The organism is Microcoleus sp. B5-D4 (assembly GCF_036705145.1).
Taxonomy (GTDB): Bacteria; Cyanobacteriota; Cyanobacteriia; order Cyanobacteriales; family Microcoleaceae; genus Microcoleus.
Window position 1 is genome coordinate 98,349 of the sequence record NZ_JAUBTV010000008.1, and the last position, 12,899, is coordinate 111,247.

At 45.4% G+C, this 12,899-nt stretch carries 13 protein-coding genes and 1 tRNA gene; 6 read left to right on the top strand and 8 right to left on the bottom strand.

All coding sequences use genetic code 11. From position 1 onward, the window contains the following. Nucleotides 1-230: 230 nt before the first annotated feature. The gene (locus QUB10_RS05975; protein WP_333200413.1) at nt 231-923 is read right to left on the bottom strand and encodes a GDSL-type esterase/lipase family protein; all 693 of its coding nucleotides are present in this window, start codon (nt 921-923) and stop codon (nt 231-233) included. A gap of 80 nt (nt 924-1,003) precedes the next feature. Between QUB10_RS05975 and QUB10_RS05980 the strand changes: the two genes are divergently transcribed. The 4 genes from QUB10_RS05980 to QUB10_RS05995 all read left to right on the top strand — a co-directional run bounded on the left by QUB10_RS05980 (nt 1,004) and on the right by QUB10_RS05995 (nt 2,758). Then, nucleotides 1,004-1,237 (top strand): DNA-directed RNA polymerase subunit omega, encoded by a 234-nt coding sequence (locus QUB10_RS05980; RefSeq protein ID WP_333164099.1) that lies wholly within the window; start codon nt 1,004-1,006, stop codon nt 1,235-1,237. Between the two features lie 252 nt (nt 1,238-1,489). Next, nucleotides 1,490-2,137: a hypothetical protein gene (locus QUB10_RS05985; RefSeq protein WP_333200415.1), complete on the top strand. Its 648-nt coding sequence runs from the start codon at nt 1,490-1,492 to the stop codon at nt 2,135-2,137. A gap of 141 nt (nt 2,138-2,278) precedes the next feature. Next, nucleotides 2,279-2,647, top strand: a complete 369-nt coding sequence (locus tag QUB10_RS05990) for a DUF1818 family protein (RefSeq protein ID WP_333200416.1) — start codon at nt 2,279-2,281, stop codon at nt 2,645-2,647. A gap of 37 nt (nt 2,648-2,684) precedes the next feature. Beyond that, nucleotides 2,685-2,758: transfer RNA gene (locus QUB10_RS05995), tRNA-Pro, on the top strand. Between the two features lie 231 nt (nt 2,759-2,989). Here QUB10_RS05995 and QUB10_RS06000 read toward each other — a convergent pair. Together QUB10_RS06000 and QUB10_RS06005 are read right to left on the bottom strand one after the other, a co-directional pair. Then, complete coding sequence (locus QUB10_RS06000) at nt 2,990-4,666, bottom strand: mechanosensitive ion channel (protein WP_333157082.1); 1,677 nt, start codon at nt 4,664-4,666, stop codon at nt 2,990-2,992. Nucleotides 4,667-4,750: 84 nt separating this feature from the next. Further along, nucleotides 4,751-5,968: a transposase gene (locus QUB10_RS06005; protein ID WP_333200418.1), complete on the bottom strand. Its 1,218-nt coding sequence runs from the start codon at nt 5,966-5,968 to the stop codon at nt 4,751-4,753. A gap of 147 nt (nt 5,969-6,115) precedes the next feature. Between QUB10_RS06005 and QUB10_RS06010 the strand changes: the two genes are divergently transcribed. Then, entirely contained in the window at nt 6,116-6,580 is a 465-nt protein-coding gene (locus QUB10_RS06010; protein WP_333157084.1) for an SRPBCC family protein, read from the top strand. A 137-nt stretch (nt 6,581-6,717) separates the two neighbouring features. Here the strand turns inward: QUB10_RS06010 and QUB10_RS06015 are convergent, their stop codons facing one another. Together QUB10_RS06015 and QUB10_RS06020 are read right to left on the bottom strand one after the other, a co-directional pair. Further along, a complete protein-coding gene (locus QUB10_RS06015) occupies nt 6,718-7,404 on the bottom strand; it encodes an alpha/beta hydrolase (RefSeq protein ID WP_333157085.1) in 687 nt (228 codons plus the stop codon). A gap of 455 nt (nt 7,405-7,859) precedes the next feature. Next, complete coding sequence (locus QUB10_RS06020) at nt 7,860-8,684, bottom strand: transglutaminase family protein (RefSeq protein WP_333200420.1); 825 nt, start codon at nt 8,682-8,684, stop codon at nt 7,860-7,862. Between the two features lie 57 nt (nt 8,685-8,741). Here QUB10_RS06020 and QUB10_RS06025 point away from each other — a divergent pair, with 57 nt between their 5' ends. Then, a complete protein-coding gene (locus QUB10_RS06025) occupies nt 8,742-8,975 on the top strand; it encodes a hypothetical protein (protein WP_333200422.1) in 234 nt (77 codons plus the stop codon). 136 nt (nt 8,976-9,111) lie between these two features. Here QUB10_RS06025 and mutL read toward each other — a convergent pair whose 3' ends face one another. From mutL to QUB10_RS06040, 3 genes are all read right to left on the bottom strand, one after another. Then, complete coding sequence (gene mutL, locus QUB10_RS06030; protein ID WP_333200424.1) at nt 9,112-11,010, bottom strand: DNA mismatch repair endonuclease MutL; 1,899 nt, start codon at nt 11,008-11,010, stop codon at nt 9,112-9,114. 66 nt (nt 11,011-11,076) lie between these two features. Continuing rightward, the gene (locus tag QUB10_RS06035) at nt 11,077-11,250 is read right to left on the bottom strand and encodes a hypothetical protein (protein WP_333200426.1); all 174 of its coding nucleotides are present in this window, start codon (nt 11,248-11,250) and stop codon (nt 11,077-11,079) included. A gap of 222 nt (nt 11,251-11,472) precedes the next feature. Then, entirely contained in the window at nt 11,473-12,582 is a 1,110-nt protein-coding gene (locus QUB10_RS06040; RefSeq protein ID WP_333200427.1) for an ATP-binding protein, read from the bottom strand. Nucleotides 12,583-12,899 lie beyond the last annotated feature (317 nt).

The following is a 12,899-nucleotide window of genomic DNA, read 5'->3' on the forward strand; positions in this document are numbered from 1 at the left end:
AATATTTTTATGGTGATTGGGTAATTTTAAAATGCTTAAATTCCTTAAAATCCTTATGTTGCTTATCTTCCTTATCTACCTTGAACTTATAGAGTTCTAGATGCAGAACCTTTATATATGTAGGGGCGGTGCCAAGAGTGTCCGCCCTCGATCGAGTGGAGTAATAACTAATGACTAATGACTAATGACTAATGACTAATGACTAATGACTAATGACTAATGACTAATGACTAATGACTAATAGCGGCGATCGGTTCCCAACTTGTCACATCTTCAAATAAAGATTGATACCCACCTGCATTGGGATGCAGCCCATCTGCAATCAAGCGCGATCGCCACCAATCACTGCCCCGATTTATCCATTTATCAAAAATATCTAAATAGGGAATTCCCCGCAACTCACAAGCTAATTTTGTTGCTTCTTTATACTGATATTGGTCAGCATGACTGTAATACAAACAATCTTGAAAAGGCATTTTACTTTCATCCACCGGCACCATCCCGACAAATATCACCGGACAAAGTTGTTGGGATAGGTTTAACAAATGATCCAAAACAGTTTTAAAATGTTCAAACTCAGTGTAGCTGCGCCCGGTAGGCGACTGCACTCTCGCCGAATCGTTGAGGCCTACCGAAAGAATAATCGCATCCGGGAAACGGTTTCTGAGTTCGCCACGGTGGCGAAACTCGTTTTCGAGTCGCTGGGAGACTTGATAAGCCCGATCGCCCCGAACGCCCAAATTGTATAAAACGTGTCCTGCACTCTCCGGTAACATCCACTGGCGCCGCAATCTTTCCACCCAACCCCCGCCTACACCGTCGCCGAAACCGTAGATTAAGCTGTCACCGAAAGCAACCAATTTGAGGGGATGAGAATTTCCCCGATGCAAGTGACCAAAGGAATAGGCTGTTGCTACCTGCATAAGCAATAATACTCAGTTAGTAATTTATGAATCTTGACATACTAGACTAGAATGTAACATTACATAATGTAGGTAGTCTCATGGCTAATAAGCGTCCACCCTTCGATTCTACTCAGCTAACCCGTCGCGCGGAAGAGTTGATCAGTGCTGCATCCAACCGCTATCGGATTACGGTGCAGGTGGCGAACCGCGCAAAACGCCGTCGCTATGAAGATTTTGACAATATGGACGACCATCAAATGAAACCTGTAATGCGGGCGATATTTGAGATGTCGGATGAACTGACTCAGCCGGAAATTATCGGAGACATCTAGACTTTGGGAGTTTTGGGTTTTGAGTGGTGAATTGCGAGCAATTTTTGTCAACTCAAAACTCACAACTTTTTTAAACAAGACTTGGGCGGGCGGGACGAGAAACCCGGTTTATTCCTAGTTACCTTGTTAAGAAACCTCTGATTTTTCTAAAAAACCGGGTTGATGAGCGTAAATCCTAAAATTAGAAACTAGGACATCTGCTTGGGGGTAAGTTTATGAAATTATTCTATTTTTGAAATTATTGTCAAAACCGTGAATAGATTAAAGCAGGGCTTAAGTTTTCTCTTGGTTACTTTGAGTGTAGCGATTTTCACGCTTTTGAGTTGGGTATTGGAATCCGGGGAACTGAGTATGTCGGCTTTGGAACCTTCGCTGCTGCGGAGTTCTGAGTCTGCCTCAGTGCAGCGGATCGCTCAACAATCTGCGCCGCCACAAGTGAGGGTGCAAGATGCGTGGAAATTGGTGTACGAAAAATTGCCGGATTTCCCGATCGAAAATAACTACATTTCTAAGGAAACCGGAAAAGTCGATCCTACCAATACTTTAGTCGGGCGGTTGATTCGATATCACGTATTTGTCAAAGGAAGGCCGCCCAATTACCGCTTTGATTGGAAGTTGAGTTTAGCTGACTATCTGGGGGCGACTCCAGATTATTTGGTGGAAAGCGTGTATCCGGGAAAGGACGTTTTGCGCTCAAATCCAATGGAACAGGATCGTGCTGCTATTCAAAAGTTAAATAGAGCACAGCGGGATGCTTTGGTTCAAGCTTTGGTTGATGTTTTTACGGAGAATTCCGGGCGTGGGCGCACACCGACGGCGGGGGAAAAACCACAAGGGCGATCGAATTCGCCGGAGATACCGCAGCCCCAGCCGGGAGATGCGAAGTTGCTGGCACCGTAATACTCAGGAATGCAGAAACCGGGTTTTTTACGGAAATATTGCTGTTGAGCCTTTAACACAGGTAAAAAACCCGTTTTCTTTCGTATTTATGGGTAAGTCCTACTAATCTAAAATCCAAAATCTAAAATCTAAAATCCCTCAATGGTGGAACGTGTAATTAAAACGGGTGTTGGGTGGCGTTTGGGATGGAACCCGGAGGCCCAGGAGTTTAAGGGTTTGGTGGCTGGCGACGGTTGGGCTCACGAACTCACAGAGGCTGAGTTAAACGATTTTTGCCGATTGTTGGGGCAATTAGCAGGCACAATGAGTCAAATGGCCTCTGAGTTAATGGACGAGGAAAAAATCGCCATTGAAGCCGAAAGCGACTTGCTGTGGGTGCAGGTGGAAGGCTATCCCGAAGCTTACAGCGTGCAGTTGATCTTGAATGCTGGCAGGAGGTGCGAGGGTTTTTGGCCGGCGGCTGCGGTTCCGACTTTGGTGCAGGCTGCAAAAGTTTTAAAAGTTTTTTGACTTTTTCGGGAATTCTATGCTAAGCTATTAAAGCTGTCGGGGCGTAGCGCAGCTTGGTAGCGCACTACTTTGGGGTAGTAGGGGTCGTGGGTTCAAATCCCGCCGCTCCGATTGTGATAAAACCTTCTCATAGAGAAGGTTTTGTTGTTTTAGGGCCGGCGATGCAGCTCTTACCATTCTCAATTAGGGGCATCGGCCCAGAAACAAGAATCAATCTCTGCTTCCGAACAGTCTATAGCTGTATCCTCAAATTCAAAGGCTTTGCGATTGCTTCGCGACCCTAACAATGAAATTAATCATAAAAAAATGGCGTTTGTACTTGACAAACGCCATTTTATAGAATTACAAACGTGGCGTCTTATCTTGTTTAAACGACGCTAACAATTCGCGAATTTGGTCGGCCGCAATCTCGCGCCCGCCCAAACCAAAAGCTAGAGCAATGCCAACTGCGATCGCCCCAAGCAGCAGCCCGAAAGCCAAATTCACAATATCGCTGCCAATGCCCATCTGTTGCAGCGCCAAGGCCGAAACAAAGGCAATAATCGCAACCCGAGCCGCTTGGCCCAAAAGCCGCGCTTGGCGAGTTCCAGAACTGGCAATCAAACTAAACGCCAGATTCGCCAAATACAAGCCGATCGCAAATACCACCAAACCGGCCAGCACCCGACCTGCAACTAGGACAATACCGCTAACAATCGCCGTCAGCGCTGGAATTTGCAGCACGTCGGTAGCCGCCACCACTGCAAACAGCAGGATGCCCACCTGCACCACAATGCCGACAAACTCAGAAGGCGTGCGGGCTGGAAGTTCCGGTTCCTGAAGAATCGTTGCGTCGGGATCGATCGAACTTGGCGGTAGCCTCAGCGACTGTTTCGGTGCCTGCACTCCCAACCAAGAAAAGACATTGTTAAAGCCAATTCCGGTCAGGATATTAGTAACCAAATCGCCTACCCAGCGGCCCAAAATGTAAGCAAGCGCCAGAATCAGCGCCGCCGTGAATATTTTGGGAACCGCGCCCAAAATGTCGTTGAGCATCGCGACAGCAGGCTGCGAAATCGCTTGAATGTCCAAAGCGTTCAGAGCTGCGATCGCGGTTGGAATCAAAATCAAAACATAGACGATCGTACCGACAATCCACGACAGCGATTGTCCGCCCGAAGTCCGCGAAATTCCAAACCGAGCGCCCAAAGCGTCCGCCCCAGCAGCCGCCAATAGATTTGTGACAATCCGCCGCACTACCATAGCCAGCAGCCAGCCCACAAACCCAATCAGCACAGCTTCCAGAATTTTCGGAATTGCCGCGAGAATTTGGTTGAGTAAATTATTAACCGGTAGCAGAGCCTGCTGCATTTCCAGTGAGTCGAGAATCAGCGGCAAAAACAGCAGAAAGATGAACCAGTACAGTGCATTCGCCACAGTATCGCTCAGCAGCAAAGGGCGCTCAGTGGGCGCTGCACCCACTTCCTGATTCAAGCGCTCGTCCACGCTAAAAGCCCGCATCGCCCGCGATACGGCCATTTTGGCGACAGTTGCCAACACCCAAGCAATCCCCAACCAAATTAGCGCGCCGGCTAACTTCGGCAAGAAACCGGTAATTTGATTGAGAAAAGTATTGAGGGGTTGCGAGACAGCCGTTAGATTCAGCCGGTTGAAAAAGGCAATTAGGAAAAAGACAAAAATGATCCAGAACACCGCTGCGGAAATCCATTTTTCCACTTGCGGAGCTCCAGCTCCTTCCGGTCGGCCGGTAATCCAAGCAGCCAGCCGATTGTCGATCGTAGTCTTCTTTAGCAATCCCCCGACGACAGAAGACACGAGGGCTGATACTATCAAGCCAATGAGCAGGATACCGACGGCCCAGATGAGATTTTCAATGTTTGAGCCCTGAATGAAATTGTTAATTCCGCGTTCTGCATCTGTCAGGGCATTCCCGGGCTGGGCCTGTGCCAAAACGCGATCGGACAAAGCCGCTATGGGGCCCGATATCGGTTGAGTTATTTCTTGCCAAGTTTCATTCATTTTTTTCTCAGGTTAACGTCAGATTTGACAAGGAGAAGACGAAACTTTAATAATAGTTCCAAAAAATCTAGACATCGCCTAAATTTAATGTTTGTACACTTTTAATCGTACTGGGTTAACTACAAAACCCTCTCTCGAATTTGGGATACACCCATCTCCGACTGCTTTTGGGCCAATATTCAAACAACCGTTTACATGGGCATTTAGGAAGCGTCCTGTTTTGGTTCTGAACAATCCTCTTTTTACCCTACTGCCAATGTAGTCGGAATGTTGTTGAATTGGTTCCAAATCCAAAGCTGAACATTTGGAGGTGTAACTCTCCTCAACTAACACAACTTGAATTCCCGCACGTTGTCCTTTGTACTGCAACATTTGCACGAACCGGCAATGGGGAATACAGGCAAAATTTTGATTATTAACCTTACCGGTATTAATCCCATCTTTAAAATCATGGTTCCAGCCGATCGCTAGCAAGCCCATGTGATGATTAACGAGTTCTTTAATAATTGCGGAACACCTCGTGTGGAGGTAGTAATCCACTTTACAGTTACGCTTGTGACACAATCGGGCGAGTTTTTTACTGGTTTTTTGCGCTAGGGGGAGCCATGATTTCAATGCCGATGAAACTTGATTGCAGTATTGGTTTCTTGACTTAACACCCCGTCCCTCGTAGATTGTCGGTACTAACCCAGGAACATTGTAGGTTAATATTGCCAGATTGTTTAATCCTAAATCTATGGCAGCTACTCTCTGATTAACTTGTAAAGGCTGTTCTAACTTTTCATCGAGTACCTCGACAACATAACAACCTACTTTGGGAACAATCCGGATTTCCAGAATCGAGGTGACTTTTGACAGCCACCAAATATTAGTCCCAGAGGGACGAGCATATCCTTTTTTTAAGGCTTTTTTGTTGACTGCTTGACTATTAAATACAACTACATAGCGCCCGTCCTCTCTTTTTCGATCTCTTGAGCCTTTATCATGAGGAAGTTGCGGTGCGGTTTTAAATTTTGTGCTGTCTTCTTGATAGTTTCGCACCGCCAGATAGTAGCTAGTCCATGCTTTGAGGACTAAGCCGATCGTGCTTTGTGCTACCTTTGCGGGCAGTGCTTTGTAATCAGGACTTGTTTTGAGGGCGTGATAAACAGCCAGAGTGTTTGTTTGTTGGCTAGCGAAAAAGTTTTGAGGGTAGATGTAGTTAGCGCTATTGTAAAGATTTTTGTACAGCCAAGACAGTCGATCGGCTTCTCGATAAAACCTATGATTGGGTTTAATGATGTGCCTTTCGACTAACTCCATAATCGGTATATATACTTTATTTCAAGATGATACACTGTATTTATGAGTGTGTCAATCTTTTAATTTCTGGAAAAATTGACGTTACAAGTAAATAAAGGACTATAAACTAAGCAAAGTTTTGTAATACCCTCCTTGTTGCAGGTTCTCATGTCAATTCGTCAAGTTTTCGAGCAATCCATTGAAATTCACGCTGCTGCTACTCTGGTGGAGCGCTGTATAGTCGATCGCACTTTAATGCACAAGTGGCTCAATCCCTTGCTACGCTGCGATCCCCAGGGCGAATGGGATACTGCCGTAGGAAGTCGCAGCTTATTTATCATAAAAATTCCAGTTTTGCAACCCTCTTTAGAGAGTGTTGTGTTGGAGCGACAACCAGGTTTAATTGTTTGGGGGTTTGACGGATTTTTCAAAGGATGCGATCGTTGGGAATGCCAGCCGCAAATCCAAGGAACTCTCTTGATTAACCGCTTTGAATTTCAAATTCCCAATCGTTTAATTAGATTTGGTTTCAATCGCTTGGCAGCCCCTTGGACGGAAAAAGATATGAAAGACCAACTCCGCCGACTCAAGCGGGTAGCCGAGCAACTATCTCAAAGAATGGGTAAGGTATAATTGGTAATTGGGCATCGGGCATCGGGCATCGGGAATGGGTCATTGGTAATAGATGAAAATTAAGAGCTAATAGGGAAAGAAAGCACCAGTTCCCAATTCCCAATTCCCAATTCCCAATTCCCTGGAATTTCAGTTATTTATTTCGCACTTCCTGATGGACTGGGCTGACAAATCATTTGTCTAGCAGAATTCACCGCTTGGCCGGCGGTATTTTGCAAAGCCGGGGAATTCTGATACAAAGCTTGCAAATCTTGCACATCTTTAATCACTCGCTCGTAGATAACCATCGCTTGATTGCCGTCAACTTCTAAGGCCGCAGGGCTGTAATTTTGCATCACTTCAATCAGCGATATTTTGCCATCTTTGGAAGCTGCGACTAAAGCATCGCGCAGTGCGGGCACGCTTTGAAGCCTCGCAGTCGGCGCATAAGCAACCTCGCCTAATTCTTTGAAAACAATTTCCCCAAAATAAGTGCTTGCTAGCCGCGCTACTAATTGGGAATCTAAAGGCACTTCTCGCGTTAATATTTCGCGCACCGACTCGGGAGTTTGTTTCGCAAGACTCAGAACGCTTTGCAGTTGAGATGATGCTTGGCCGGTTTGTGCAAAGCTTTGTAAGTCGCTCATCGGTAATGTTACGTCAACAGCACCGTATTTTACGGTAACATTATCTAATGCAAAGGCTTTGTCGCTGCTTAGGAATACTGCACTTGTTCCCAGCAAAAGCGCCAAACCCAATGATAAAGACTTTGACATTCTTTTGGTTAAATGGGCTGACAGCGGTTGCATTCCGGTGAGATAACCTTGTTGAAACTGAAAGTTCATGAGTTTGTGCCTCTTTACGTCAAAATACTTTTTAGATGGCTCGTCTGTGGGGGTATCAGTGGGGGTATCTGTGCGGGTATCAGTGGGGGTATCAGTGGGGGTATCAGTGGGGGTATCAGTCTGGAAAGTTGACTCGGAAGTTCGGTAAATGACCTATGATTTTACAGTCATGTCAAGCAAATTTAACCTATCAAAAGATAGGTATTAATTGACAATTTATATGTTACACTTAGCTATTTGACAATTTTAGATAGCTTTGCAAAAATTATAAAAGCGAAATTGGGCCGTCGGGCAGCAGTTTATGGAGTGTCGCTTTCACCTCTTATATTGCAATCCTTGCAGGAGTCGTAAATTTTTGACCCCACCCCAACCCTTCCCTTATCAAGGGGAGGGAGTAAGAAATTTACAAATGATGCGAGGATGGCTATAGTGTGCGATCGATACCAAATTTAAGTTCACATATCCCGATCGAGCCGATCGACCAATTGGCGAATTCTAGCAGCATCAGGAGCATTCGGAGCATTTCTCAGGTATAGTTCCAAATCGTGGCGCGCTTCTACCAAGCGTCCCAGTTGATAATAGAGAATTCCGCGATCGCGCCGTTCCCCCAGCGCATCGGGAAACAGCAGCAAAATCCGTTCAATCGCCCAGAGTACCCTCACAGCATCTCCCTGTTGCAAGTAAATCGCCTTCAGATTTCCCAGCATTCGCCCCAACAAATGTCGGCGACTTACCGGGGCGAGAAAAGCCGGCTGCAACTCCATAGGTTGACCATAAATTTGAGAAAGTCTGGCTTGACAATCTTCAGGAAACAAGATTTCGCCGCCGTTAAACGCATCAACAAAAATGCCAGCATCTTCAAAATCCGGTCTAATTAAAAAATGTCCCGGCATCCCAATTCCCACCATCGGAAAATCAATGCGCTTAGCAACCTCCAAATAAACCAAAGATAAAGAGATTGGAATGCCAGTACGCCGATCGATCACTTCATTCAAAAAGCTATTGCGGGGGTCGTAATAATCAACATCATTGCCCGCAAACTGCAACTCCCCGTATAAATAGGCGTTAATAGTTTGAATAATCCGCAGCGGATAATTCTGTGCCGGCAGACGATCGCGCACTTCATCTGCGATCGTGTCGAGAGCATTTAGATACTCCTCTGGCTCTAAATTTGGGTATTCTTCCAAAGCCATATATAGGGCAGCTTTCGCCAGGTCTATCGAGCCATCTGGCTGATTTATTTCTCGATAAAATAGTTGTCGGGCGATCGGAAAATCCATATTTATTATTGATTTATTTTGAATTTACATTCTGTACCCAGATCAGGAACAGGCAAGATGCCTGTTCCACAACGAACAGGCAAGATGCCTGTTCCACAACAAAAATTATTCGGGTCAATCGGCATTTTTTGTAGTATAATTAACCTTTCTTATGGTAAAACAGGTACTTTTTCTTGTGGAACAGGCATCTTGCCTGTTGCTGCTTTTTGTAGTATAATTAAATTTTTTCGGGTAAGATCGGCATTTTTTCTTGTGGAACAGTCATCTTGCCTGTTGCCCAAAAGATATTAAAAACAGTGCCTTATTTAAATTTTAATATATTATAAGTTTTTTACTCTAAATCAGCTCCTATTTTTAATAAAGCTTCACGATATTTTTTTCGAGCGAGCCAGACTGAGGTGAACGCCCTCGGATATCAAATCAACTTTCAAATCCCGTGACTTTTACCAATCACCCAACTGCGGCGAAAAATCCGAGCGAGAGTCGATTCTTCCAAAGCAAAATAGATAGGGCGGCCGTGAGGACAAGTGCGCGGATTACGAGTTTGCTGCCATTCATCCAACAAATTTTGCATTTGGGAAAGACTCAAAGGAGTACCGTTTCGCATAGCACTACGGCAAGCAGTCGCAACTTGAGCCGCTTGTAAATCTGCGACTTTACTGAGTTCAAAAAGCGCATCCGCACAGTCATCTCGATCGGCTAACAATTCAGGAACTTCGCGGGCAGCCCATAGCTGTTCGCCAAAACTTTCTACTTCCAAACCCAAGCGGGATAAATTCTCAATTTGCAGTGCAGATAATTGACTGAGAATTACTGGTTTTTCTAGACATTTTAGCTGCCAAGCCGCGCACAATTGCTCGTACAAAACGCGCTCGTGAGCGATGTGTTGTTCCACCAACCACATGCCGCTGGAATGTTCTGCAACAATGTAAGTATTGTGAACTTGAGCGATCGCCCTCAATTCCATCAATCCTATTTTATGAGCTTTTTCCTGTTCGCCGCCGTCATCATTCTCCCTAGCCGAAATCCCGACACTGTAAGCACTTTTTTGTTCCGACGCCTTCAGCAATTGTCCCACTCGATCGGGAATAGGGACAGGCGGCAAAACATCATCATTCAGGTGCAAGGCACGAGTAATTGCCGCGCTAACTTGCGCTTGCCAAAAACTCGGATCGTGCAGATAAATTTCAACCTTAGCCGGGTGGCGGTTCCAGTCGATTTCCGAAGGGGAGATTTGCAGGTGGACAAAACACACGGGATAGCGATCGCGCGGACAAGTGCGCGCAAAGGCGCTGAGAATAGTTTGCTCTAATTCGGGCGATCGCACAACTCGCCGATTTACCCCAACTTTCACCCAATCCGGCCGCCTGCGGTGACAGCGATCTGGCAAACCAATTACTAATTCTAAAAACTGGGAATTGGGAAGTGGGCATGGGGCATTGGGCATTGGGAATTGGGCATCGGGAATTGGGCATTGGTAACTCGGCTGTGTTTTTGACAAAAACAATTGCGTGTGTGCGAAATAATCTGGCGATTTATTCCTTTCAGGAACTGAAGGCAAATTTACTTTTAAATACTGCAAATCGCTCGATCGCACACCGCGCACAAATTGAGGTAAAAGTTGTTCCGCTGTGCTACCAGGAGTTACGTGCAAACAAGGCGTATTTCCTTGACGCAACTGCCAATTAACGTGCGGGTGACAAATAGCAATTTGCTGAAGGGTTAATTGGATCGATCGCATTTGCTGTGCGGGCGACAAAAAACTGCGGCGCACAGGCCAATTGCCAAACAAATTATCAACAGTCACCACCGTACCCGGAGCGATCGCCGCTGTTTCCACCTCCACAGCAACGCCCGCGTTATTGTAAACCACCCGCCAGCCCGATCGAGCATTTTCAATTGCCCCCTTGTTAAAGGAAGATTTGGCGGGGGTTTGCGCCGATTCTCGATTTTCCGAAAAATCCCCCAATCCCAAATCATTCGATCGGCTCAAAACCTCCAAACAGCCCAACTGAGCTAAACTGTGCAAAGCTTCCCCACGAAATCCCAAAGTATCAATTTTGTAAAGGTCAGCTTCCGTGGTAATTTTGCTCGTACTGTGAGGCGAAGCCGCCTGCCGCAAATTTTCCAGATCCATTCCTGTACCATTATCTGCAACTTGCACCCGCCACTGTTCGGGCCAGACAGAAACAACGATGCGAGTTGCGCCAGCATCCAGAGAATTTTCAACTAATTCTCGTACCGCGGAGGCGATCGAGTCAATCACTTCGCCGGCGGCAATTAAGTTGATAACTTCTGTGGGTAAGGTTTGAATATTAACTGGCATCAGATTTTTAGCATTTCGTTAATTCAATTCTACTTGATTCGGCAAGTCGCTACACAGTATTAGGACTTACGCTCTTAAACCCGGTTTATTAGAAAAATATTGTTTGATAACAAGATATCTACTCATCAACCCAGTCTCTGATATCAATTCCGGCTGCGCCGGAATGATATAAAATCCGCGCTTCATCGTCGGGAGTAAAGTCGAATCAATCTGCCAACCAATAATTCGCGCAATTTTCATTTTTTTGACACCTCCTTCTACAGTCAACAGTCAACAGTCAACAATTATTCCGGTGCAAGCGGAATCGATATGAGGCTTAGTGAGAAAGTCCTCAGTATAGCGGTTTTCAAAAAAGTGAGGTATGCCCACGGAGGCCTATGCCCTATGCCCACGGAGGCCTATGCCCTATGCCGGGTAGTACCTCATCTTTCTGAGAAAGGCTATATATATCTTCCTACCTACTTAAATTTGATCTGCTAAAGCCCGGGTTTTCGGCAAGCGGATGTAAAAAGTTGTGCCTTTTCCGTCCTCCGACTCATAAGTAATTTGCCCTTTGTGAGCCTCAACCATCGACTTAACAATTGCTGTTCCCAACCCAGTACCAGTCCGTTTACCATAGGTCACAAACGGTTCAAATAACTTTTCCTTAATTGCCTGCGGAATGCCCGGGCCGTTATCGTAAATGCTAATTTCTGCCCACTCCTCACTTTGCCACGCAGCAATCTCCACCCGCCCCCCTCGTCCGCCAAAAGCCTCAACCGCATTCCCAACTAAATTTTGTAAAACGCGCAAAATCTTATTTTCGTCCGCTTCCACTATCACTTCTGCCACCCGTACTACCAAATCTACTTTTGCTGCTTCAAAATAAACTCGGTTCAACTTTTGAAACTGCTGCAACGTCTGAATTAGATTAACTGGTTTTTTATTTAATACAGAATTACCCCGCGAAAATTCTAACACTTCTTCAGCCATCCCCAACATTCGCTGAACCTGCAATTGAATAAGTTCGCACCACTCCTGAGTTTCCTCATCCGGGTGCATTTCTTTGATCACTTCACTGGAGAGTTTAATTCCGGTAAAAGGGCTTTTGAAATCGTGAATAATTGTACTCACCATTTCTCCTACCAATACCATTTTTTGTTTGTGTACCAACTGGCTAACATATTGATCCGTGGTATCCCGTAAATTTTTAGTAATGAAACTAAACATTTGCAGTACCGAACTGCCTTTAGCAAACTGGAGATTTTTTATTAGTTCTTCACGGTCTATTTTGGCCAAAGTCGAGCCTGCAACTGCCACAGCTCTAGCACTGCGAGGCTCTCCGTCTAAAACTCCGAGTTCGCCAAAATAATCGTCTGGGTTAGCGACAGCAACAGTTTGATATTTATGATTTTCGATACGCTTGCTAAACTCGACTTTCCCTTCTAAAACTAGATATAAAAAATCCGCTGTTTCTCCTTCTTCAAAAACCAGCGTTTCCTCAGCAAAACTCTCCAAAACAGCTATTTGGCAAAGGTGAGCAGCTTGCTCTGGTTCAAAATAAGACATAAATCGATGAGAGGCCAGATCCATGTGAAAATACCTGAGACTTAATTTAAACAGTTTCTTTCTTCTATTTTCGCTGATCACCATCGGTGCGTTAATAAAATACAATACTGCTTTAATCTGGCTCTCTTTTCTAGCCTCCGAGGCTTTGACGCAAGGATTAGCGTCGGGATGCAGAGCCAGACTAGCATAGCAGCACCAGCAAGCTCACCAAAATTCTCAGTTAATTGACTAAAATACATAAATATTGTACTATTTTTGAGATTTAAATTAGATGTGGGGGGACTCCGGCCACCTCAGAAGATTTTAACTGTAGAGAGATCGTGTAATTTAAATGCCGATCA

Coding starts and splice junctions, on each gene's coding strand:
- QUB10_RS05975 (WP_333200413.1), bottom strand. CDS start 923: ATGCAGGTAGCAACAGCCTATTCCTTTGGTCACTTGCATCGGGGAAAT.
- QUB10_RS05980 (WP_333164099.1), top strand. CDS start 1,004: ATGGCTAATAAGCGTCCACCCTTCGATTCTACTCAGCTAACCCGTCGC.
- QUB10_RS05990 (WP_333200416.1), top strand. CDS start 2,279: ATGGTGGAACGTGTAATTAAAACGGGTGTTGGGTGGCGTTTGGGATGG.
- QUB10_RS06000 (WP_333157082.1), bottom strand. CDS start 4,666: ATGAATGAAACTTGGCAAGAAATAACTCAACCGATATCGGGCCCCATA.
- QUB10_RS06005 (WP_333200418.1), bottom strand. CDS start 5,968: ATGGAGTTAGTCGAAAGGCACATCATTAAACCCAATCATAGGTTTTAT.
- QUB10_RS06010 (WP_333157084.1), top strand. CDS start 6,116: ATGTCAATTCGTCAAGTTTTCGAGCAATCCATTGAAATTCACGCTGCT.
- QUB10_RS06015 (WP_333157085.1), bottom strand. CDS start 7,404: ATGAACTTTCAGTTTCAACAAGGTTATCTCACCGGAATGCAACCGCTG.
- QUB10_RS06020 (WP_333200420.1), bottom strand. CDS start 8,684: ATGGATTTTCCGATCGCCCGACAACTATTTTATCGAGAAATAAATCAG.
- QUB10_RS06025 (WP_333200422.1), top strand. CDS start 8,742: ATGCCTGTTCCACAACGAACAGGCAAGATGCCTGTTCCACAACAAAAA.
- mutL (WP_333200424.1), bottom strand. CDS start 11,010: ATGCCAGTTAATATTCAAACCTTACCCACAGAAGTTATCAACTTAATT.
- QUB10_RS06035 (WP_333200426.1), bottom strand. CDS start 11,250: ATGAAAATTGCGCGAATTATTGGTTGGCAGATTGATTCGACTTTACTC.
- QUB10_RS06040 (WP_333200427.1), bottom strand. CDS start 12,582: ATGGATCTGGCCTCTCATCGATTTATGTCTTATTTTGAACCAGAGCAA.